Genomic DNA, 22,181 nt, shown 5'->3' on the forward strand with positions numbered 1-22,181 from the left:
CCCACCATTAACGATAAACGCATACATTCTTAAAGAGTATAACATCACCAGATTAGAAAATAAAAAAACTTGCCTTTAAATTTTTTTAGCTCATAACAGAATCTAATATTCTTGAGGTCATTCCATAAACAAACAAAATTATATATATTGTGGTAAAAAATAAAAAATTCAATCTCCAAAACCCTTTAAAAACTCGCGAATACTCTATTTCATCTCGAACAGATCGGTAAAATACGACAAATACTAATCCAATCATCAAGATAATTAACATAATTAACCACAGTAAAGATTGGCCCCATATCCCTTTAATTAAAAAGTGGACGGAGATGATTAAAATTAGAGTAGTAATATCAATTGCTATAGACACTGCCCTACGATGATTTCTTGTTAATTGTTTTACTAGGATAAATGAAAGGAAATAGCCAAGAAAAGGGAGCATAATAAAAATTGAAATAAATGAAGACAAAAAAGCACCCATTCAATGATCCCTTCCTTTCTCTAATCCCTTTACCATATAATATAAGGTATTTGTTATCGGCAGTGGTATTCCTTTTTCTTGCGCAAGATTTAATATGTATCCAATAATGGCATCTATTTCGGTTGTCCTATGAGCTTTAATGTCCTTAAGCATGGAAGACTCATTATCTGCTGTATTTTTACAAACAGAAATAATGTCCATTAATAACTGATCCTGATTCATATGAGGAAATAAAAGGATGATTTCTTGATATAGTTCTCGAAAAAGCTTATGATAGTTTTCATTTTTGATTAATTCTCCATTTTTCACCTGTAGGATCGCCGTCAAAGGATTGATCATTGCGTTGATTAAAAGCTTTTTCAAAAGAACATCTTCATAGCTTTCATACAATCGAAAAGAGAAATTCGGAATCTCTTCTTTAACAAGAAATTGAACCGAATTTATTGGCCCTTTATAAGAGGCAATATTGGTTATTCCTACACCATTATGGATAACCATCGTTTCATTTAATTTTAGCGCTCCATGTTCAATTGACCCAACAAAAATGGATTGATGTTTCAATTTATTAATCAATGTCAAATGCATCATTCCATTTTGCAAAAATAATAGGGGAATCTTTGTTTCAATCTGTTGAATTGTTGGGAGAAGATCTTCTAATTGATATTGTTTCACTGCAATAATCATTAAATCTTGGCTGTTCATTTCCTCGCGTTTAACTGTTGCAGAAACGTTCTGGTTAATGTTATTTTGCCTCAATTGGACAGTAATTCCTTTATTATTAATCAATTTTGCCTGTTCTTCTCTACGAGGAAAAATAGTGACTTTAAAGCGTTGACTAAGGTAGGCAGCAAATAATAAGCCAATTGAGCCTGCACCTACTATTCCGATTTTCATAGAATCCCTCGTTTATCAATGTAATATGTAAGACTATTGTATCAAATTGTTGTAAAAGTGGGAAAAAATAAAGGATTGTCTATATAAAAAAAGGTTGTTTTCCTATCATTTGTTGCTTTTATAACAGCCCAACTGCCGTCATTTACACCAAAAAAAGGATTCAGCATTCTTATGGAGTTTCCACCTCTTTTCTCAAGGAAATGAAAGACGTAGCTGCTTTCAACTGATAGAAATTAGCTGAAACTTTCCTTAAATAGCAACAATGTTTGAAAAAAGAGTCTAAAAAAAAAAAAAGCAGGCCTCACAAATAATTATCTGCTAAATAGAATGATATTCTAGATAATTATTTGTGCGCGGGCTGCCCCTTATTAAAAAAACAACTCATTTTTATACTGGATATACAGGATGTTTTCTTGTACTAAATGTTACTTCTTTTGTCTCATAATAGTTAAAGCGCTGAATAAGAACATTCCTCAATTCATTCGGTTGTACGACATCATCAACAATAAGCTCAGATGCTAATTTATAGATATCTATAGTTTGTTGATATTCTTTTTGCATTTCTTGTACATAGGATAGTCTCTCTTTTGGATCTTCAATTGCTTGAATTTTATTAGAATAAACCGCATTAACAGCAGCTTCTGGTCCCATTACAGCTATTTGCGCGGTCGGTAGAGCAATACAGCAATCTGGCTCAAATGCAGGCCCCGCCATCGCATATAAACCTGCACCGTATGCCTTTCGCACTATAACAGAAATTTTAGGGACAGTTGCAGAACTCATAGCGGCAATCAATTTAGCTCCATGCCTAATAATACCCGCTCTTTCAACCTTAGTTCCAATCATAAAACCTGGAACATCTGCCATAAATAGTAATGGTATATGGAATGCATCACATAACTGGATAAACTTTGCCGCCTTATCGGCGGAATCAACAAATAAAACTCCACCTTTTATTTTTGGTTGATTGGCAATGATCCCGACTACTTTTCCGTCCATTCGAGCAAGACCTGTAATAATCTCCGGTGCAAATAGTTTCTTTATTTCAAAAAAACTATTCTCATCAATCAATGCTTCGATACATTCATACATATCAAAAGGTGCATTTTGATGCTTAGGCACAATCTCTTCAACTGTTCGCCCAAACTTTGGTTCTATTCCCTCAACTACTTTTGATTTCTCTTTAAAGTTTGCAGGAAAATAAGTTAAATATTTTTTCGCTGCCTCTATTCCTTCCTGTTCATTAGTAACTAGCATGTCTCCACAACCACTTACTGAACAGTGCATACGAGCACCGCCCATTTCCTCTAAGGATACTTTTTCTCCAATTACCTTCTCTGCCATCCTCGGAGATCCAAGGTACATCGATGCATTTTTATCTACCATAATCACAATGTCACAAAAAGCAGGAATATAGGCACCACCTGCTGCTGAAGGTCCAAATAATAAGCATACTTGTGGAATAACTCCTGAAAGTTTAACTTGATTATAGAAGATTCTACCTGCACCACGTCGATTTGGAAACATTTCTAATTGATCAGTGATTCGCGCACCCGCTGAATCTACTAAGTATAGTAGTGGGACTTGTATTTTTTCAGCAGTTTCTTGTATACGGATGATTTTTTCTACTGTACGTGCTCCCCAAGACCCTGCTTTAACCGTTGAATCATTTGCCATTACACAAACTGTTTGACCACCTATCTTACCAATTGCGGTTACAACTCCGTCTGCAGGTAAATTTTCCGCACTATAATTGGCAAAAATTCCATCCTCTTCATATTCCCCATTATCAAAAAGAAGTTTAAGTCGTTCTCTTACGAATAATTTATTTTGAATGGCTAATTTTTCATGATATTTCTCGGGACCGCCCCTTTTTATACGGTCTTTTTTCAGTGAAATTGTTTCCTCAGTATTAGAAACAGACATCTCTTCTCCCCCTTATCCTGAATTATTGAATAGTAACTAATACGTCACCTTCGTTAACAAAATCCCCGATGTTTACTTTTATTGCGGATACTATTCCCGCATCGATAGATTCGATTGGAATTTCCATTTTCATTGATTCAAGCATAATCACTACTTGACCGTTTTCTACTTTATCCCCACTATTAACCAATATATTTAGAACAGTTCCCGCCATTGAAGCAGTTATTTCCTTCATCCTCATTTCCTCCCTAATTCCTAATTTTAAGCTCTCATTTTATTAACTAATTCCGTAGTATATTGACCACTTTGAAAATTATGATCGTCTAATACTTGAATTAAATATGGAATGTTCGTCTTGATTCCTTCTATGGATGTTTTCAATAAAAATTCTTTAGCCTTAAGAATACAAGAATCACGGTCAGCAGCAAATATTATACATTTGGCTAGCATTGGATCATAAAATGGTGTAACCTGTAAACCTTCACTATATCCTGCATCAATTCTTACTCCTTCCACTTCTCCCCATGACAATTGTGTAATGAGACCGGGTGAAGGGTAAAAAGTTTTAGGATCTTCTGCATAGATACGTAATTCAATTGCATGTCCTCTCATGTCAATTTCTGCTTGAGATAATGGAAGCTTCTCTCCTTGAGCAATGAGTATTTGCCATTTTACAAGATCAATATTTGTTAACATTTCCGTTACTGGATGCTCCACCTGTAATCGAGTGTTCATTTCTAAAAAGTAAAAGTTTTCATCGTTATCAACGATAAATTCTACTGTTCCTACATTTTCATATTTTACAGCCCTAGCAGCTTTTAATGCAGCTGCATACATTTCCTTTTGTGTGCTTTTCGATAAATTCGGTGATGGGGCCTCTTCAATTACCTTTTGATTTCTGCGTTGTACAGAACAATTTCTTTCATATAAATGAATGATGTCACCATATTGATCTCCAACTATTTGTACTTCAATATGTCTTGCACAATCTATGCATTTTTCAATAAATACATCTTCTGATCCAAAAGATGCTTTTGATCGATTTTTGGTAGATTCGTAGTGTTGATTGAGCGCTTGCTCATCTTCGCAGCGAACCATACCAATCCCACCTCCACCGCCACTTGCTTTTAACATAATGGGATAGCCAATATCTTTTGCTAACTTCTGCGCTTCCTGTAGTGTTTTCACCCCATTTACACTACCAGGTACTATAGGAACACCAGCTTCTTTCATTAATTTGCGCGCATTGATTTTATCCCCCATTTTTTCAATTGTTTCAGAAGAAGGTCCAATAAATTTAATCCCACTTTTTTGAACCTTAGAGGAGAATTGACTATTTTCAGATAGTAAACCGTAGCCTGGATGGATTCCATCTACTTTTTCCTGTAATGCTATTTTTATTATTTCATCCATATTTAAATATGATTTATTTACCGGTGCTTCACCAATTCGGTAGGAATAATCAGCTGCTTTAACAAACGGCATAGAAGAATCTGCATCTGAGAAGACGGCAACAGTTTCGATGCCCATTTGTTTACATGTCTTAATAATGCGTAAAGCAATTTCGCCACGATTGGCAATTAAAATTTTCTTCATGTTCATCCCCCTTTCCAAAAAGATTATGCATAAGATTTATTACTGTTTCATAGTAAAAATTGCATTTATTTATTTTGGTTCAATAATATCAGGTCAAAGGAAAGAAAAACTCCTTCCTCTAACCATCAAATATAAAAAAGAAAAATTTCTCTCCCCATCAGTTATATTTCTACAAAATTTTTATATTTCCTGCAAAAAATGAAAACGTTTTCTATGCAATTTGAAAAATATATTGATTTTAGCTGCAAATTTTTTAAGCTAAACAAAGGTGCAGAATTATTTGCAATTTTGTTATATAATTATATTAATTAGTTTGTTTTATAAGAATCAATTCTTAATTATTTTATTTGATCATTTTGCAATGTTTTTTAAATCATTTGATATTTATGTAAAAGGAGGAATTATCATGGCTATGAAAGTTGAGAGATTAAAAGTAAATTACAAGACACTTGAAGAATTTAAAATGTTTAAGGAATACGGTGTTCAAGAGTTGTCCATGCTTGAAGATTTACAGGAAAATATTATTGAAGATAATTGTGACTCTCCTTTTTATGGAATATATTATGGAGACAAATTAGTAGCACGTATGAGCCTTTATGAACGAAGTGCCAAATATGATCTTTATTTTGATCCTCCACAGAATTATTTGGAGTTATGGAAATTAGAAGTACTTCCAAACTATCAATTTAAGGGCTATGGAAAAGCACTTGTTGAATTCGCCAAAGAATTCAATGTTCCAATAAAGACAAATTCAAGAATGAAATCCAAAGAGTTTTGGGAAAAAATGGGCTTCCAAACAGTCACATATGATATGGATAGGGACCTAGGACAAAACCCATTAGTTTGGTACCCTTCCGGTGTCAAAGAGAAAAAAACAAACAGCTAAGCTGTTTGTTTTTTTATTCGCTATGTTGCAATGATAATTTCCGTGCCCTATCTAAAATGGCTATCATAGAAGAGTATTCTTTTTGAAGAGCTTCATAATCATTTTTTTGTTTTTCGTATCTTTGTTGAAGTTCTTGATAGGAGTATTGTAATTGTTTTATTTGATCTTGTAGGATTAGATTTTCTTTTTCAGTATTATCATTAATCCCTACTTCATTTTGAAGTTGCTGTAAAAATGAAATAACTTCCTGAATATGTTGATTTATTTTTCCATTCTCTTCTTTTTTCTGATCCACATGTAAAGTTTCATTCAATGGTGGTTCAGAAAGTTTATTTTTACCCTTCTGCTCTTTTCTTTGTTTTTTTGCTAGTTCAATTCCAGATTTATATTGTTTTCGTACATACGAGTTCCAACGAAAGCCACATGCAGCAGCCGTTCTATTCATTTGTTTCCCAACTTCTTCGAAGGCTTGAAGTTGTGTTCCGCCATCACGAATATGTCTTAAAACTACCTCTGCAAGTAATAGGTCTTCATCATGTGTCCATGCATCTTGTCGAGTTGATGACATTTCTATCCCTCCTAAAGCATTTTATTATTCATACATATGCGCTTAGTAGAAAAGATAGACTAAGATTGCATGAATAATTATAGAGTGGACTTTTATTTTATTTTATCATGATCGATCCTTAAACTTACTTACCTAGGTAGTATTTAGCAGCTATTAATTACTCCTTCTTTCTAGTACGGAATTTTTCGACGGCTTGATGATGTTCCTCTTTTTCCCATAATATCGAACAATTTCTAATTTCTTTTTCCATTCTAGATTGTAGTGCTGAATGTTGCCATTTAGACACGAGTGCCTCTTTATAACACATTAATACATGTAAATGATTCTTTAATATATGAGATAAATAATCTTCTGCAGTATGAATATCAATTTTTTCAAAAACCTCTTGAACAAATCCTAGTTCTTTAAGCTGGTCTGTTGAATAAGTATTCGCTTCCAATAAAATTTTCATTGCTTCATGTGGTGGTAATTTCTCATACAGTATCGAGGCACCACCCCAACCCGTAGTAATTCCCAATCTCCCTTGAATAAATCCCATTTTGCATTCTTTCTTAGCAATACGAAAGTCACATGCTGTAGCGATTTCACACCCTCCACCAACTGCAGAGCCATTAATCAAAGCTAATGTTGGTTTAATAAAAGTAGCTAATCGGTATAGAAGATTTCCCATTTTCGATAACATGGAATACGCTTCTTCCGATGTTTTTAATTGGTGAAATTCATCTAAATCTCCCCCAGAGCAAAACGCTTGTTTTCCTGTACCCGTAATGACAAGAGTTTTTACCTGTTGATCTTTCTCTGCCCAATCTAATGCTTCTTCTAGCCCTTTTATTACATTGAAATTGACCGCATTCCTCTTTGCTGGTCGATTGATCCTCCATTCTAAAATTCCTGATGGATGTGAAGTAATAATGAAATCATCCATTTCCCCTACCCCCTTATCTATTAATTACATATTTAATACGGAATAAAAAAAACGTGAAGAGCCATGGTCTCTTCACGTTTTTCTGCCAATGAAATAGAAAACTCAGGACTATACCTTCATTTATTTCATTAGTCTAAAGGTATTAAGGTTACCCTTAGTTATTTACTACATCTTTGCCTTTATATGTTCCACACGCTTTACATACACGGTGTGCAAGTTTCATTTCGCCACAATTAGGGCATTCAACCATGCCAGGAACTTGTAGTTTGAAATGTGTACGGCGTTTTCTTTTCGCTGTTTTAGATGTTCTTCTAAAAGGTACTGCCATTCTTCCCACCTCCTTATAGAGATCACTGTTGTTATAAGATCCAATTATGCTGGTTCTTCAAATTATTAAGATTGTTCATCAAAGAATTTTGCTAATCCAGCAAGGCGTGGATCAATCTTCTTTTCTTTGTTTTCCTCGTCTTGTTTAACTTGATCTTCCGTTACAACTTCCCACTCAGTACCAGAAGGAAGATGCTGGTCATCTTTAGCTTGTTCACTAAATACCTGAATCGGAATTTCAAGTAGGATTAATTCTATAATGACAGGATCTAAATCTACTACATCACCCTGAGTATGGTGTATCTCCACATCATCCTCTTCATCATAAGAAGTAGAGGATTGGTAATGAAATATTTCAGTAGAATGAACGTCAATTGGATAATCCACATCCACAAGGGTTCTCGAGCAAGGCAATATTAATTTCCCTGTTATATGTAAATGAAATGTTACTTTCTCTGAAGTAATATTTGCATTCCCGATAACGTGAATAGGCGAAACGTCTCGAATTTGAGGATCCCTATTTTTTAAGGCCTCAGTTAAATCGATTGTTTCATTAATATCCATGCTCTTACCACGATACTTTTGTAATTGAATTGTTGACCACTTCAATGAATTCACCCCAAGACAACAAAGGTAATTATAGCTTTCATTATACCTTTTGTCAATATTTTATCTTTACGCTATTTTGTGCATCATTTAAAACTTGCCCTATTCATAGTATTGTATATTCTTTTAGCTAAAATTCAACTATCTCGTATGCAAATCCTATCAAAAACATCATTGAGTTAATTGCATTGCATTAAAGAGTAAATAAAATATCATCATGGCAACACTGATCAAACAGCTATAGCCGTTGTCTAACACATAAGTAATAATACAATACATTTCTAAGGAACGGTGAACTCCTGCCAATCAAGTAGACAGTGGAAATAGTAATAGTGCTTAGAGTAGCTATAATCCTGTATATCAATAGGCTTATTCCGTGTAATTTATCTTGTTTTACTCTACTACAACTTAATCTACTCTCAGCTTTAATTTTACCCTCACTCCGAATGAACCGGTCTCCTTATCACCAGGCAATAAAATTCTATTGTACAATCTTCATCTACAGTTTAACTGTTTTGTGCTTGCATGAGTTCATATATCTTACGAGCTGTGTTGACATTTCTTATAGTAACTTGTTTATATAACTTGGATCCAATTATCTTTAACATTCCACTTTTGGTTACATTTTTCTTGTCAACAGACCAAAGAATCGCACCGGGAACATATTTTACCGTGTCAATTATTGGTTTGATGACCAGTTTCGTAAGTATAGATTCATCATCAATTTCATCCCATAAAAACATAACATCACTTTTCATGTCTTTGTCATTTTTCCATGTGTCAGGAATGGCGTTAATGATTGCTCTTACATCATCGATACTACGTACTACAACTTTAATTTGTAATCCGAAATCATCATGTATCGCGTCTTCCAAAATACGGGATAGTTCAGTTTGGGATTTACCTTTGGATGAAAAAATAATATTACCAGTATTGATATATGTCACTACATCATTCATCCCGGCCTTTTCAAATGTTTGTTTAAGTACCTTCATGTCAATTTTATTTTTACCACCTACATTAATTCCCCGTAGAAGAGCGATATATACCATAAGTATCTTCCTTTCGATATTCACTTTTAATCCATAATATCTTATTAACTAGTCCTGATAAACTTAACCCTGCCAATATAGTTTAAAAAGATCATTTTTAAATAAGTTTTTTAAACATTATTTCATCAAAAGGGACAATTAGTTTAATGGTTAGTAAACTAAAGCTGCTTCATAACTTTCTAACCAGAAAAGTAATATTTTTGATATGTCTAAATTTTTTAACATCCTTATACTAGTTTAATTGAATCGAATTTTATAGGCAATGATAAGACAAGAATGATTAAACCTAATTAAAACCATTTCACTCAAAAATGCTATGTTTAGGCTGGCTATTCCTTTAAACCTAAACGCTTACATGATATATTTAGTCAAAACACTTTTTATTTCTGGAGGAAAAAATGAAAAGCACTGGTCTTATTGTAGAATATAATCCGTTCCACAATGGACATCTTCATCATGTTGAACAGGCACGTCAATTAACTAATGCAGATGTCATTATTGCAGTAATGAGCGGTAATTTTCTCCAGCGTGGAGAGCCTGCTATTGTTTCAAAATGGACAAGAGCTAAAATGGCATTATCTGCTGGAGTTGATTTAGTAGTTGAATTACCTTATGCCTTTGCAGTCCAGCATGCAAAAAAATTTGCATTTGGTTCAATCAATATCCTCAAGGCATTAGATTGTGACAATTTTTGTTTTGGAAGTGAATCAGGAGATATTGATGAATTTTATCAAGCATTAAATTTTATAAAAGTTAATCAAGTAACCTATGAAGAAAATGTAAAAAAATTAATGAAAACTGGAATTAGCTTTCCATCAGCTCTTACAAATAGTTTTACAATGATTAATCATCAAGGTGAGTTTGTCGATCTTACTAAGTCAAATAATATCCTTGGTTTCCATTATATCGAAGCAAATCATGAATTAATAACACCGATGAAAGCCTATACTATTAAACGAAAAAATGCCAATTACCATGATAAAGAGTTTTCATCATCCACTATCGCAAGTGCAACATCTATTCGGAAAGCTACTTTTGAAGGAAATCAATCCCTACAGAAAATTGAACAGTATATTCCTGACTCAACGCTTAAAGCTATGGAAGAATATTTATCTGAATATGGCTCGTTTCATCATTGGGAACAATATTGGCCTTTTCTCCAATATCGTCTACTAAATATAAGCAGTGAGGATTTAGAAGAAATATATGATATTGAAGAAGGACTGGAACATCGTCTACAAAAAATGGCTAAGGAATCACAAAGTTTTCAAGAATTTATGAATAAAATAAAAACAAAAAGATATACATGGACACGTCTCCAAAGAATATGTGTTCATATATTAACAAATACAAAGAAAAATGAAATGAAGAAGTTACACGATAAGATTCAATACATACGACTTTTAGGAATGACACACAAAGGTAGGGAATATTTAAATCATAAAAAAAAGGACCTTCCATTTCCGATTATCTCTAAACTGTCTTCATACCCAAATGAATTTGTTCAACTAGACGTTCGTGCAGCAAATATTTATGCTCAAGGACTAAAGGAGCCATACCGATCATCTTTATTTAAAATGGAGTATGCGCAACCACCTTATTATTTTAACTAAAGGCTATTACCGTCACGATTATTGCTTTTATAACCTAATGCCGAATTAAAAAAAAGAATAAGGGTTTTAGTGTTTACGGCTCTTTTCTCAGTGAAGTGAAGAGGAATGACGGTATTTAACTTATTTCGTATTAGTTATATGTTAATCCAAAGAAAAATGATGGTTATCTCGAACGTCACAAAAGTGAATGAGAGATAACCATTTGTCTTTCCTTTTATTTCAATGCTTTTAAATAATTTAATGCATCATCAAATGTTTTTACAGGTACAATTTTCATTTTCGTGCCAATATCTTTTGCAGCTTTTACAGCTTCTTTATAATTCGATTGAATATTTGGGTAAGCCTTTTTCATTTCTGGTGTAATTTCATCATCTGGGGCAAAAAAGATTTCGGCTCCTTCATTATCAGCAGCGACTACTTTTTTATCTATACCACCAATCCGCCCCACTGTTCCATCTGGATCGATCGTTCCTGTACCTGCAATACTATGACCTTTCGTAAGATCATTTTTGGTTAATTGATTGTAAATTTCTAAACTAAACATTAATCCGGCCGAAGGGCCACCAATACTTTCTGTTTTTAATTTTACTTTCGGATCTGAAATTATTTCACGATCATCGACAAGTCCTATTCCCATCCCGATTTTTCCCTCTGCATGATCAAATTTCGCTAATTGAATAGTTGAATTTTTTTCTTTTCCCTTCCTAACAAATGTAATCGTAATCGTATCAGCGACTTGTTTCTTTTGTACATAATCAATAAATTTCTCAGATGATTCAAAAGAATGACCGTCAATTTTAGTAATTCGATCACCAGGCTTTAATACTTTTGCAGCTGGCATATCTGGATACACATCAAGAACATAAACGCCTTTATAATTAGAATCAACAAACTTCCCTGCTCTAGAATATGCTACTTGAATAGCATTATTTTTCGAAGACTCCATTAAATATAATTGATAAACATTATACTCTTCTTCAGTTTGATCTTTATCTCGAACTTCATTTAGAGGAACAATATCTTCATATTTTTTTACTTTTGCAAGTAAATAATTATAAATATTTGCCCTTCCCATACGCACCGTAGTAAGCATTAATTTGCCTTTATCATGATAACCATTTTCGACCTGAACTACCGTGTCTAGTTCATGTGCCATGCCTGGCTTCTCTACATAAAATGGTAACTGATAAAAAGTAAGAGCTAACAAAATAATCAACACAACAAAAATTATACGAGTCCATATTTTACGTTTCATTCTCTTTATTCACCTTCCATTCCTCTATCATTTGCCTTATTTCTGGGATGAATTTTTTCGTTTCCTCTTCTCCTATCTTAATGATTTCTTCGATATTTGTAAAAGCACGTGAATCATAGTGTGAAGCATCTGGTTGAATAAAGATATCTGATGCACCCTCATGATTAGCCAAAGCCTCCATTTGAAGGATATCAATACTCTGCATAATTACATCATAAATATTTGTGATTTCAGCATCCTTTTTCACTCTGGAAACATCTACACCGATTATAATATCTGATCCCATCTCTTTAACTACAGATATGGGAACACGATCAATAACTCCACCATCAACTAATAAACGATCATTCACCTTTTCTGGAACAAATATTCCCGGAATTGATAAACTTGCACGAACTGCATCGGCAATTGGACCTTGTGCGAAAACAACTTTCTCTCCTTTGATTAAATCGGTAGCGACTACTTGAACAGGAATTTGTAAATCCTCCAAATTTTTATTATGCGTAAATGTTTTTATTAAATCCTTTACCCTATTCCCGGCAATAAACCCCATTTTTGGGATGGTAAAGTCTAAATAGTATTTACGTTTAAAAGCGGTAGAAATTTTTATTAGTTGTTCCATACTATGTCCAAAACTATAAAAAACAGCAACGAGTGCTCCCATACTGCTTCCTGCAAGATAATCAATAGTTATCTTATTTTCTTCTAAAACTTTTAGCACACCTAAATGAGCAAATCCGCGCGCCCCACCGGAACCTAATGCTAAGCCTATTTTTGGTTTCATCAACAATATCCCCCCAATTAAAGGATCATATTTTTCTATTAAATTTTCACTGTTCCTTACATATTATGGTCTAAAATATTTCTCTATGAGTATATTGAGTTATATGAGGACAAGTATAAATGTAATATCAATAGGGGAGGAACAAAGCTTGATACTGTCAAAACTTAAAACGATATTCTTAGCTTCAGGGGCAACTTTAATGGCTATATCCATGATTATCCTTCCTGAACAAACATTTGGAGCATCAGTAAGAGGGTTAAAAATTTGGTGGGAAACGGTGTTCCCTTCTCTTTTTCCCTTTTTTGTTATTTCTGAATTACTAATCGGCTTTGGTGTCGTGAAATTTATCGGTGTTATCCTAGAACCTCTCATGAGACCATTATTTAGGGTTCCAGGTGTTGGCGGTTTTGCTTGGGCAATGGGGATGGCTTCAGGGAATCCCGCAGGAGCTAAGATCACTGCACGATTGAGGCAAGAAAAACAGCTTTCAAAAATTGAAGCAGAAAGACTCGTTTCCTTTACAAATTATTCAAGTCCTTTATTTATCTTCGTTGCTGTATCTGTTGGTTTTTTTCACGATAAGAACTTAGGAATTCTTTTTGCGATTGCTCATTATTTAGGAAACTTTTTTGTTGGCATCATCATGAGATTTTATGGATATTCACGATATGAACGTATGACAGCAAAGAAAAGGAAATTTCCAATTTGGGAGGCAATTCGTGCCCTACATAAAACTAGGATAGAAGATAAAAGACCAATTGGTAAATTACTCGGTGATGCAGTCATATCATCCATACATACATTGCTCATGATTGGTGGATTTATCATTTTATTTTCTGTAATGAATCGATTACTCTATCACCTTCACATTACCGCTCTATTAGCCAGTGTTATTGAACATTTTTTCGCGCTTTTACATTTTCCGAAACTGCTTAGTATTCCTTTTATATCAGGTCTTTTTGAAATTACAATAGGCAGTGACCTTATTAGTCGAGTTAAAGAATCAACGCTTTTCCAACAAGCGATATTAACTAGTTTTATACTTGGATTTGGCGGTTTTAGTATCCAAGCACAGGTAGCAAGTATTCTTGCACAGACAGATATTCGTTTTAAACCATTCTTTATTGCTCGAATATTTCATGGTATCTTCGCAGCTGTTATTACGATATTTATTTGGGAACCAGTTTATATTAAGCTACGTGAAACCTTTAATCCGTCAGTTACTCTTCCTGTTTTTGGACAAGATCAACAGGGTATACTAGAATATTTATATCATTTGAGCGTCCAGTTAGGTCCACTTATTACAATTACATCACTAATCATTTATATTTTGATTTATCAGAGATCCTTATTTTCCAATCAAAAAAAATAGACGCAAGTCTTGCGTCTATTTTTCCTTATATTTACTATATTTTTCATTTAATGCTCTTTCGACTTCAGGTGGAACAAGTTCAGATATGGAGCCTTTATACTTTGCAGCCTCCTTTACAATGCTCGAGCTTAGAAAGGAATACTGATTATTCGTCATAATAAAAAACGTCTCAATTTCCTCATTTAGAACCCTATTCATTGATGTAATTTGCATTTCGTATTCGAAATCAGAAACAGCTCTAAGCCCCCGAATAATCGCATTGGCTTGAACACTTTTTGCATAATCAACCAGTAAGCCTTGAAATGAATCAACAGAAACATTTGGAATAGCCTTGGTTACCTCTTCAATTAAATGAACTCTTTCTTCCACTGTAAATAAAGGATTTTTAGCTGAATTATTTAAGATGACGACATATACCTTATCAAATACTTTAGCAGCCCTTTTTATAATATCTAAATGTCCGTATGTAACAGGATCAAAACTACCTGGACAAACTGCGATACTCCCCATGTTCAATTCCCCCTTAGTCACCTTTGCCAATCGTACTATAAATAGAAATACTTATAATTCCATATTGCGCCTTTTTCACCTGTTCAAGTTCTCCCACATTGTCTGGCAATTGAATGTCTGAACTATGTTCACAAACAACGTAACCGCTTCCAACTAGTAATTTCTCCCTATCAATAATTTCTAGTAAAGAAATTAATTTCTGCTTTTTATATGGTGGATCTAAGAAAATAATATCAAATTGTATATTTCTTTTTATTATCGCATTTAGTGCTCTTTCTGAATCATTTCGATATATTTCACTTTGCTCTTCAAAACCACATGAGTGAATATTCGATTTGATCGTTTGATATGCCTGGTGATCTCGGTCAACAAAAATAACCTTTTCTAACCCCCGGCTTAATCCTTCAATACCAAGACCACCACTTCCAGCAAATAAATCTAATCCAATGCCTTTTTCAAAATAAGGTCCTACCATATTAAAAATAGCTTCTTTAACCTTATCAGTAGTTGGTCTTGTTTGATTTCCTGAAACAGATTTCAACTGCTTGCCTTTTTGGCTGCCAGAAATTACTCTCATTCAATTCACCACATTGCTCCTAAATTTTCATTTCTTATCCTACCACAATGTTGAAACATGGAAAAGCGAAATGTGAAATCGTTTTTCTGCTAATACCTTTTCTCAAACTTTCTTGCTAATTAAGAAAAGTTTGAACTCATAACTATCAGTTGCGACCGCTGTACCTTCATTTCACACAAATAAGTTGCAAACTTCATAAGAACCTCTGAATCCTTTAGTGGATGAAGAGACTTTTTTTTTTTAAAGTAACAAACTATACAAATACTGTCTTCTTCTAAGTAGTATACTTAATCCTTACAATTTTATTTTTTTGTTTTTGGCTACCTTAAAACATTATGTATAATTTTGCCGATGATGGTGATACTTTTATTAGCAACATCATTTTGCGATGTTGTTGCCAACCGCGGAGAAGACTTACGTTTCCCCATAAGTTCTTCCTCCGGTTTCTCCTCTCCCTTTGCCTTCTGTCCTTTACATAGGATATAGAAGGACCCTGCAGCGATCTGCAGGGTTTTTTATTATTTGACTCTTTATTAAATATTGTTCCCAGGGAAGTTTAAACAAATAAATATCGGTTGAAGACACCAACCTCCTTCTTTTAGCACTAGAAAGGAGTGATAAACTTCATATATGCTTTAATCAAATATTTGTATTTCTTTATTTGTTTCACTAATTTTTGTATTAAAAATTTGCTTAACCCAATTAATATCAATAAAATATTCTTGATTCAATTTAAAAAAAGGATTAGAGAGTAAACCATACTTATCCCCATTAAAAGTAAATGTTTTTCCTTGCAAATAAAAATGAAATTGATTTTCTCCACTCGTAAGTATAATAGTTTGTTCCTGTTCATTATTTTTTATCTCATATCCTAAAGCCTTAGCTAATTTTAAAAAGGAAAGGTATTTCTTATCTTGATAAGAATACAGATGCAACCCGCTTATCTCTTTTCCATTTACACTGATTGATCTTGGGTCAAACGTAATAAAAGGCTTCATTGGAAATTCATAGATATGATTATCTGAAAAAAATGTTGTGCCGTATCCTGTTGTTTTTTCAAATATTTGATCTAACTTTTCACTAGTCATATTTGGAGTTTCACTGAAAATCCTTTCTACCCAATGGTTTAACTTTTCCTCGCCAATCGTTGCTGTTAGGTTTTCGTACATTTTCTTAGCTTTATTAGAACCAACTGCTCTATTTAACTGCGCTGAAACAATAATATCTGACATCCACTCTTCTTTCGTTTTAAAGGTAAGAGTTAGCCTAATGACCTCTCGGCTAATTCGTTCCTCTATCTCTTGAGGTGAAGCGTTTGGATTCAAAATAAGAAGTGACGGTAGCAATGTTTGTGGATAGGAATTAGTCATTATAACAGCTATCGGATTAGGTTTTTTAATTAGTTTTTCTATTAGACTCATATTAATAGATGGGAGATTTATAGTTTTCTGATGATAAATTGTGAGCCAATCATTTATCTTTTCCCCCACTAATTCATTATTTTGCCAATAAAGATTGGAAGCCTGTCCTTTATAATCAAAAACAAAGTAATTAATCCATTTTTTTTGCTTTATCGTCGTATTATTAGAGGAAGTTATCCAGTTCCCATGCTTATATTGTTTTTCTATTAAATTGATTTTACTATCTTCTATTTTTAAAGGTGAAAGCTTAAAAAACCAATCTTTTAATAGGAAGGCAACCTGGTTTCCCTTTTCTTTTAATTCATATTGAAAAGTTATACGATCTGAATTGACCTTTAATTTAGACTTATTTTCATTTTCCCAGATGCATTTTTGTTGTTTTTCTCCAACAATACATTTTAGATTTTCAAGGCTACTTGGCCATTCGATTGAATACGTACCACTTGATAATGGGTGTATGACTTGCTTAATATAAAAGGTACGATTATTATGTTCAATTGTAATCGTTTGACTTGCTTTTTCTACTTCTTGCTTTTTTTGTCCACTTGAATATCCATGCCATTGGAAATAAAGTATACTACCGATGAAAATGAACAGAAAAAAAATCAAATATTTTACCACTGACTTACGAAACATCCTTTTTCCCCTTTAATTAATTATTTCTAATTTTATCTCGAATACTTCTCTGTTTGCTATCACAATGATACAATAATGAGGAGCTGTTTTTCTAGGTGTAAATATTTATTGGATTTTTATAGAATCTTATATCATTCATAAAAAAATAATAAAAAGAGGAAGAGAACATGTTACAACGTTTTATAGAATTAGGTGAAGGATACTCAGATATTTATGAACTTATCGAATTAGCAAATGCTAATCAACATCGTTTAGCACATTTAATGGCGTTACATACAACAATTGAAGAGAAACATATGACTTCCCTCGTTGTTGTTCTTCAGCCTACAGATCCAGGAGAGTTTCAGGCATTATATATTTGTCGTGAGGGCATTCCAAATCCACATATATTGCCAAATAAACGTTTTGATTTATTTAATCAGATCGCCGAGAAATTAGGCAAACAAATTATCGAAATCGAAGTCAAAAATTCGCGCGATTTCGCTGAAAATGCTTTATTTTATCAATATTTGATTGGAATTCTTAGACTCAATCACTATATTCCACCGATGCAATAAGTTCTTGTAATTCTTAAAGAAAGGCTGTTTTCATATAGTTTATTACTAGGTGTAAAGGATTCAGCATTTCTTATGGAGTTTGTAGCACTTTTCTCATGGTTGAAAGTGAAGTGGTCTTTTAGCCGATAGTTATTTGTTAAACTTTATTTAAATAGCAACAATGTTTGAGAAAAGAGCCTATATAAATAAAAAAAGGTTGGTGCTTTGTACTGAACCCCAAAAGTTAGACTAAATATTTAAGCAGCTAATCGGCTGGTATGAAGACGGTATTCAACCGGGCTCATGCCAGCCAATTTTGCTTTTATTCGTTCATTATTATAATAATAAATATAGTTTATAATAGCCTGTTTTAACTCTTCAAAAGAGTGATAAATTCTACCGTAGTACATTTCTTGCTTCATAATGCCAAAGAAATTTTCCATAGGTGAATTATCTAGACAGTTACCCTTTCTGGACATGCTTTGAAATATATTATTATCTTTTAGTTTTTTTACATATGCTTTCATTTGATATGCCCACCCTTGATCAGAGTGAACAGTTGTTCTATATGGGCAATCTTTTGTTCGTTCAATGGCTTCATCTAAAGCCTCCATTATAGCTTTTGAATTTGGTCGTTCTGATACCCTAAAGGATAGAATTTCACCGTTATACATATCTAAAAATGGATCTAAATAGGCTTTCTTGATGTTCATATTTCCTTTAGAATCGGCCGTGTAGTATCTAAATTCTGATGTATCAGTTGTCATTTTTTGATGTGGAATGTTTGTATCAAATCTACGGTGGATAAGGTTCTTCGCAATCTTACCGATCGTTCCTTTGTAAGTACTAAATTTACGAGACTTACGTGTGAAGGATTTACAAGTAATGCCGAGTTTATTTGTAATCCGTAGAATTTTCTTGTGATTTACAACATAACCACGCTTACGTAATTCCATATCAATTCGACGATATCCATAATTTCCTGTATGTTTATCAACGATTTCTTTAATAACCTTTTCTATTTCTTCATCTGGACTAGGTTCATCAAATCGTTTTTTCCAGTACATATAAGTTGCCTTTGGAAAACCTGTTGCTTCAAGGATAACGGCTAGTTTGAATTTTTTTCTGAGTTCATGGATGACTCTCGATTCTGTTTTAGCAGTCGGCTCGGAATATTTATCCCTGAAGCTCGGAGCTTTTTTAAATAGGCATTCTCCGCACGAAGTAACTCTATCTCTTTTTCAAGTTGTTGTTCTTTCGTTAACTTTTTCTCTGAGTTTTTCTTCTTTTGTTTATTTGACATTGATGGACGCCCCCTTAGTTTAGAGAGTCCTTCAATGCCTTCGTTTTGCCATGTACGCATCCAATTTGCAATCATTGGTGGCTCATGAATGCCGAATTTTATAGCAACTGATTCAAAGGATTCTCCTGTTCTTAATTTATAGTTTAGGACATCTAACTTAAATTGAACAGGATAAGTAGTCGGGGATTTCTTTCTAAGAAAACCATCCTTTCCAAATTGCCTAAAGGTATTAACCCATTTTGCCACATTCGTTGAGCTTCTAACTCCAAACTTTTTAGCTATGGAATCATAGCCACCTTCTCCTGAAAGATAAGCATCTACAACTTGTTGCTTAAATCCTTCATCGTATTTGACCATAAAAAACACCCCAAAAGTTAGATTTTTGGTCTAACTTTTGGGGTGCACATCACTTCACCAACCTTCTTATATTATAATCCAATTTTATAATCATACTCTTTTGCCTTGTCTGGTTTTGAATTTTCATATTCTGTTTTTAAGAATGGCTTCCATGAAAGGTCTACTTTTCGTACAAATGGCATTGAAGAAAACTTTTCCTGCAATTCTTCAATTTCTTGTCGATCACAATAGAGAACAACGTATTTCATTCTTTTTGAAACATAATGAACATTTCCAAACCTTCTCAGAGTCTTTGCATGTTTTAAATTATAAAGCCAAATAATTAAGCTTTGTCTTTCATTAAACATATTTTATCCCCTTAATCCCTCATTCACATCATTTTAACATATTTTGCATATCTCTATCAATGTCAGAATCTTTTTTGCAAATAAACTCTGTATTGGTAACTAACTTTATGCAGAGCAACTACAACCTCCGCCAGAACCACATCCACCTGAACATGAAGACCCGGCATCGAAAAAAGGATTACCAGTTGGCACCTTAATATGAGGAGACACAGATTTCCCAACAATTACACTAATTTGGTCTAGAATATCCTGTAATGCATTTTCCGCTTTACGAAATGCAGCAACGTTTTCATCTAGATCCATTTCCCGCTTTGCTTCACGTGTCCTGATATTGATTGTTTTGTAATCCGGATGATATCGACCAAATCTTTGTACCTCTGAGTATAAATCTTTCATCTTAACAAATTCTTTTATTTTCTTCTGTGTCTGTAAATCATTGTTTAATTTAAAAAAGCTCTTTCTATATTCATCTGCCGCTTCAGATTGTAGCACCATTTCGGCTAACTTCTGAGCCTCAGAAATTATTTGTAATCTTTCCATAGTTGCAAGCAAAAAGCTCACCTCCAACTTTTATTTTACCATGTTTTCAGTGAGCATGCGAATGGTTGACTCTAATCACCGAGCAAATATTAAATATTAAATATTAAATCGTTACATAGAATTCTTTTGATAAACCATGACTTTTATTATTTAACTTTACCACTTCAATTTTAATATGATGTACGCCCTTAGAAAGTCCCTTCATGACAAACGCAGCTGTATAGTACTCACCATGTAAGGCACCATCTACATAAACTTTTATTTTTCCACGTTCAACGTTTTTATTCATACCTGAAAATGAGATGCTTGGCACCATACACTCTACAAAGAGATCAGAGCCTTGAATTACATGTTTTATGGTAGTTCTGGGATTGGATTGTACTACTTTATCGTTCTCAGAGGCTTCAGCATTATAGGACTCTGGTTTTGGTATAGTTTGTCTACATCCACTCAATACAATGAGAAACAGCAATATTAAACAAATTAGACCACGCATGATTATCACTCCTTATCATTAGCATCTGCTAAACAAGGATTTTTACTCAAAAAAATACACATTTTTTAATGAAAAATGTGCGACAATTTGTATTATGTATGGCCCTCTCCTACATTTAGATCCATATATTTTCCCACCCTCATCATCCACGCCTAATGTTAATTTACGAAAAGTAATTATCAATAATAGAGGCTCTTTTCTTAAACATTGTTGCTATTTAGATAAGGTTTTAACTAGAAAAATATTAGTTGAAGACCTCAACTCTCCTCAACAAAATGAGAAAAGAGCTGCAAGCTTCATAGTTACGCCCGAAGCCTTGATTAGATGTAATAGTCGGCAGTTAGGCTTTTACAAAAGCAACATACTAAACGAAAAGAGCCTAAATAAATTATTTTTGTGAATATAGCCCTTGTAACATCCCCATCATCATTGATGCCATTTGAAGATTGCTTGAAAGTTTCTCGACACGCTGAGGTATGGTTTTTTCAAAAAAATGTAAGGAAGCAATTTCAAATTTTTTAATTTCCTCAGGATTTCTTGTCAACTTTCTATACCAAGTTGGTTGATTCCTCAAAAACTCTTTTAAATCATTTTTTGAATAAATATAATCAATTATTTCCTTTCTCATTTATCATCGCCTCCTTAATCTTTTCGGAAAGAAAATGGATTTTGTGTAGTATTTTGTGTAGTATTTACACTTGAATTTTGTCCTTGAAATTGGGAAAGTACCCCTTGAACGGAGGCAATTACTTGGCTCAAATTATTTAAATGATTTTGCATCTGATTAGCATCAACCCTTTGTATAATGTTCCCAATTTGATTCATCCATCCTCCACTTTTTGTTTCTTTTTTATTCGCTGTAGACTCTGAAGTTTCATTCCCTTCACTTTGAAATTTTTCCCAGTATGGATCTTCTTCTCCAAGTAGATACCATTCTTCATAAAGTTCTTGCAATGTATGATTTCCATTCCTGACATCTTGGATAATTTTTGGATGGGTTTTCACAAAGGCTTTAAATTTCTCAACTGAAGGGTGAAGTTTACTATTCCCCATAATCATTCACCTCATATATGATAAAGCTAACAATAAATAATATGTTTTGGATGAAGAGGTTTCCTTCAACATAACAACTATTCCCTTAAAATAATCATTGGATTTTTGCCTATCCATTAATAG

General features: G+C 33.4%; 25 protein-coding genes and 1 pseudogene. 4 read left to right on the forward strand and 22 right to left on the reverse strand.

Translation table 11 applies throughout. The annotated features are described in order from the left end of the window. Positions 1-85: 85 nt before the first annotated feature. The 5 genes from MHI39_RS16595 to MHI39_RS16615 all read right to left on the reverse strand — a co-directional run bounded on the left by MHI39_RS16595 (position 86) and on the right by MHI39_RS16615 (position 4,894). The gene (locus MHI39_RS16595; RefSeq protein WP_058002548.1) at positions 86-478 is read right to left on the reverse strand and encodes a DUF3397 domain-containing protein; all 393 of its coding nucleotides are present in this window, start codon (positions 476-478) and stop codon (positions 86-88) included. Next, the gene (locus tag MHI39_RS16600; RefSeq protein WP_342539790.1) at positions 479-1,372 is read right to left on the reverse strand and encodes a 2-dehydropantoate 2-reductase; all 894 of its coding nucleotides are present in this window, start codon (positions 1,370-1,372) and stop codon (positions 479-481) included. Positions 1,373-1,759: 387 nt separating this feature from the next. Then, positions 1,760-3,298: an acyl-CoA carboxylase subunit beta gene (locus MHI39_RS16605; protein ID WP_342539792.1), complete on the reverse strand. Its 1,539-nt coding sequence runs from the start codon at positions 3,296-3,298 to the stop codon at positions 1,760-1,762. Positions 3,299-3,320: 22 nt separating this feature from the next. Then, positions 3,321-3,533 (reverse strand): acetyl-CoA carboxylase biotin carboxyl carrier protein subunit, encoded by a 213-nt coding sequence (locus tag MHI39_RS16610; protein WP_058002545.1) that lies wholly within the window; start codon positions 3,531-3,533, stop codon positions 3,321-3,323. A 26-nt stretch (positions 3,534-3,559) separates the two neighbouring features. Further along, on the reverse strand, positions 3,560-4,894 hold the full coding sequence (locus tag MHI39_RS16615) for an acetyl-CoA carboxylase biotin carboxylase subunit (protein WP_342539793.1): 1,335 nt from the start codon (positions 4,892-4,894) through the stop codon (positions 3,560-3,562). 406 nt (positions 4,895-5,300) lie between these two features. Here MHI39_RS16615 and MHI39_RS16620 point away from each other — a divergent pair, with 406 nt between their 5' ends. After that, on the forward strand, positions 5,301-5,780 hold the full coding sequence (locus tag MHI39_RS16620; protein WP_058002742.1) for an N-acetyltransferase: 480 nt from the start codon (positions 5,301-5,303) through the stop codon (positions 5,778-5,780). A gap of 13 nt (positions 5,781-5,793) precedes the next feature. Here MHI39_RS16620 and MHI39_RS16625 read toward each other — a convergent pair whose 3' ends face one another. From MHI39_RS16625 to MHI39_RS16645, 5 genes are all read right to left on the reverse strand, one after another. Beyond that, positions 5,794-6,348 carry an RsfA family transcriptional regulator gene (locus MHI39_RS16625; RefSeq protein WP_071976623.1) on the reverse strand — a complete coding sequence of 185 codons (555 nt, stop codon included), beginning with the start codon at positions 6,346-6,348 and terminating at the stop codon, positions 5,794-5,796. A gap of 157 nt (positions 6,349-6,505) precedes the next feature. Further along, complete coding sequence (locus tag MHI39_RS16630; protein ID WP_251345032.1) at positions 6,506-7,273, reverse strand: enoyl-CoA hydratase/isomerase family protein; 768 nt, start codon at positions 7,271-7,273, stop codon at positions 6,506-6,508. Positions 7,274-7,427: 154 nt separating this feature from the next. Beyond that, positions 7,428-7,601: a 50S ribosomal protein L32 gene (gene rpmF, locus MHI39_RS16635; protein WP_058002541.1), complete on the reverse strand. Its 174-nt coding sequence runs from the start codon at positions 7,599-7,601 to the stop codon at positions 7,428-7,430. Between the two features lie 65 nt (positions 7,602-7,666). Continuing rightward, on the reverse strand, positions 7,667-8,218 hold the full coding sequence (locus MHI39_RS16640) for a DUF177 domain-containing protein (RefSeq protein ID WP_310795803.1): 552 nt from the start codon (positions 8,216-8,218) through the stop codon (positions 7,667-7,669). A 494-nt stretch (positions 8,219-8,712) separates the two neighbouring features. Next, complete coding sequence (locus MHI39_RS16645) at positions 8,713-9,258, reverse strand: DUF1697 domain-containing protein (protein ID WP_058002539.1); 546 nt, start codon at positions 9,256-9,258, stop codon at positions 8,713-8,715. Positions 9,259-9,656: 398 nt separating this feature from the next. Between MHI39_RS16645 and MHI39_RS16650 the strand changes: the two genes are divergently transcribed. Then, the gene (locus MHI39_RS16650; RefSeq protein WP_342539795.1) at positions 9,657-10,871 is read left to right on the forward strand and encodes a nucleotidyltransferase; all 1,215 of its coding nucleotides are present in this window, start codon (positions 9,657-9,659) and stop codon (positions 10,869-10,871) included. Positions 10,872-11,085: 214 nt separating this feature from the next. Here the strand turns inward: MHI39_RS16650 and MHI39_RS16655 are convergent, their stop codons facing one another. Both MHI39_RS16655 and MHI39_RS16660 read right to left on the reverse strand, forming a co-directional pair. Next, positions 11,086-12,126 (reverse strand): SepM family pheromone-processing serine protease, encoded by a 1,041-nt coding sequence (locus MHI39_RS16655; RefSeq protein ID WP_058002537.1) that lies wholly within the window; start codon positions 12,124-12,126, stop codon positions 11,086-11,088. Then, positions 12,116-12,913, reverse strand: coding sequence for a patatin-like phospholipase family protein (locus MHI39_RS16660; protein WP_058002536.1), 798 nt, complete (start codon positions 12,911-12,913; stop codon positions 12,116-12,118). The genes MHI39_RS16655 and MHI39_RS16660 overlap by 11 nt, the downstream gene beginning before the upstream one ends. A 145-nt stretch (positions 12,914-13,058) precedes the next feature. Between MHI39_RS16660 and ylbJ the strand changes: the two genes are divergently transcribed. After that, the gene (gene ylbJ, locus MHI39_RS16665) at positions 13,059-14,282 is read left to right on the forward strand and encodes a sporulation integral membrane protein YlbJ (protein ID WP_152984718.1); all 1,224 of its coding nucleotides are present in this window, start codon (positions 13,059-13,061) and stop codon (positions 14,280-14,282) included. Between the two features lie 15 nt (positions 14,283-14,297). On the opposite strand, the gene coaD is transcribed toward ylbJ, so the two are convergent. The 3 genes from coaD to MHI39_RS16680 all read right to left on the reverse strand — a co-directional run bounded on the left by coaD (position 14,298) and on the right by MHI39_RS16680 (position 17,426). Beyond that, positions 14,298-14,792, reverse strand: a complete 495-nt coding sequence (coaD, locus tag MHI39_RS16670) for a pantetheine-phosphate adenylyltransferase (protein WP_058002534.1) — start codon at positions 14,790-14,792, stop codon at positions 14,298-14,300. Between the two features lie 13 nt (positions 14,793-14,805). After that, positions 14,806-15,369 carry a 16S rRNA (guanine(966)-N(2))-methyltransferase RsmD gene (rsmD, locus tag MHI39_RS16675; RefSeq protein ID WP_078111083.1) on the reverse strand — a complete coding sequence of 188 codons (564 nt, stop codon included), beginning with the start codon at positions 15,367-15,369 and terminating at the stop codon, positions 14,806-14,808. A gap of 635 nt (positions 15,370-16,004) precedes the next feature. After that, positions 16,005-17,426 (reverse strand): stalk domain-containing protein, encoded by a 1,422-nt coding sequence (locus MHI39_RS16680; protein ID WP_071976616.1) that lies wholly within the window; start codon positions 17,424-17,426, stop codon positions 16,005-16,007. A gap of 167 nt (positions 17,427-17,593) precedes the next feature. Here MHI39_RS16680 and MHI39_RS16685 point away from each other — a divergent pair, with 167 nt between their 5' ends. Further along, positions 17,594-17,983: a hypothetical protein gene (locus MHI39_RS16685; protein WP_058002531.1), complete on the forward strand. Its 390-nt coding sequence runs from the start codon at positions 17,594-17,596 to the stop codon at positions 17,981-17,983. 236 nt (positions 17,984-18,219) lie between these two features. Here the strand turns inward: MHI39_RS16685 and MHI39_RS16690 are convergent. From MHI39_RS16690 to MHI39_RS16720, 7 genes and pseudogenes are all read right to left on the reverse strand, one after another. Continuing rightward, positions 18,220-19,107 (reverse strand): annotated as a pseudogene (locus tag MHI39_RS16690) (IS3 family transposase); the annotation flags it as partial. Further along, positions 19,071-19,622 carry a helix-turn-helix domain-containing protein gene (locus MHI39_RS16695; RefSeq protein ID WP_058002529.1) on the reverse strand — a complete coding sequence of 184 codons (552 nt, stop codon included), beginning with the start codon at positions 19,620-19,622 and terminating at the stop codon, positions 19,071-19,073. The pseudogene MHI39_RS16690 and the gene MHI39_RS16695, both read right to left, overlap by 37 nt. A gap of 71 nt (positions 19,623-19,693) precedes the next feature. Continuing rightward, complete coding sequence (locus tag MHI39_RS16700; RefSeq protein WP_058002528.1) at positions 19,694-19,969, reverse strand: YlbG family protein; 276 nt, start codon at positions 19,967-19,969, stop codon at positions 19,694-19,696. 105 nt (positions 19,970-20,074) lie between these two features. Continuing rightward, positions 20,075-20,521, reverse strand: a complete 447-nt coding sequence (locus MHI39_RS16705; RefSeq protein WP_071976615.1) for a YlbF family regulator — start codon at positions 20,519-20,521, stop codon at positions 20,075-20,077. 91 nt (positions 20,522-20,612) lie between these two features. Beyond that, positions 20,613-21,005 (reverse strand): hypothetical protein, encoded by a 393-nt coding sequence (locus MHI39_RS16710; protein WP_071976614.1) that lies wholly within the window; start codon positions 21,003-21,005, stop codon positions 20,613-20,615. A gap of 388 nt (positions 21,006-21,393) precedes the next feature. Further along, positions 21,394-21,633: a YlbE-like family protein gene (locus MHI39_RS16715; RefSeq protein WP_071976613.1), complete on the reverse strand. Its 240-nt coding sequence runs from the start codon at positions 21,631-21,633 to the stop codon at positions 21,394-21,396. A 14-nt stretch (positions 21,634-21,647) separates the two neighbouring features. After that, positions 21,648-22,058 (reverse strand): YlbD family protein, encoded by a 411-nt coding sequence (locus MHI39_RS16720; RefSeq protein WP_071976612.1) that lies wholly within the window; start codon positions 22,056-22,058, stop codon positions 21,648-21,650. Positions 22,059-22,181 lie beyond the last annotated feature (123 nt).

Source organism: Heyndrickxia sp. FSL K6-6286 (assembly GCF_038630395.1).
In the GTDB taxonomy this organism is placed as follows: Bacteria; Bacillota; Bacilli; order Bacillales; family Bacillaceae_C; genus Heyndrickxia; species Heyndrickxia oleronia.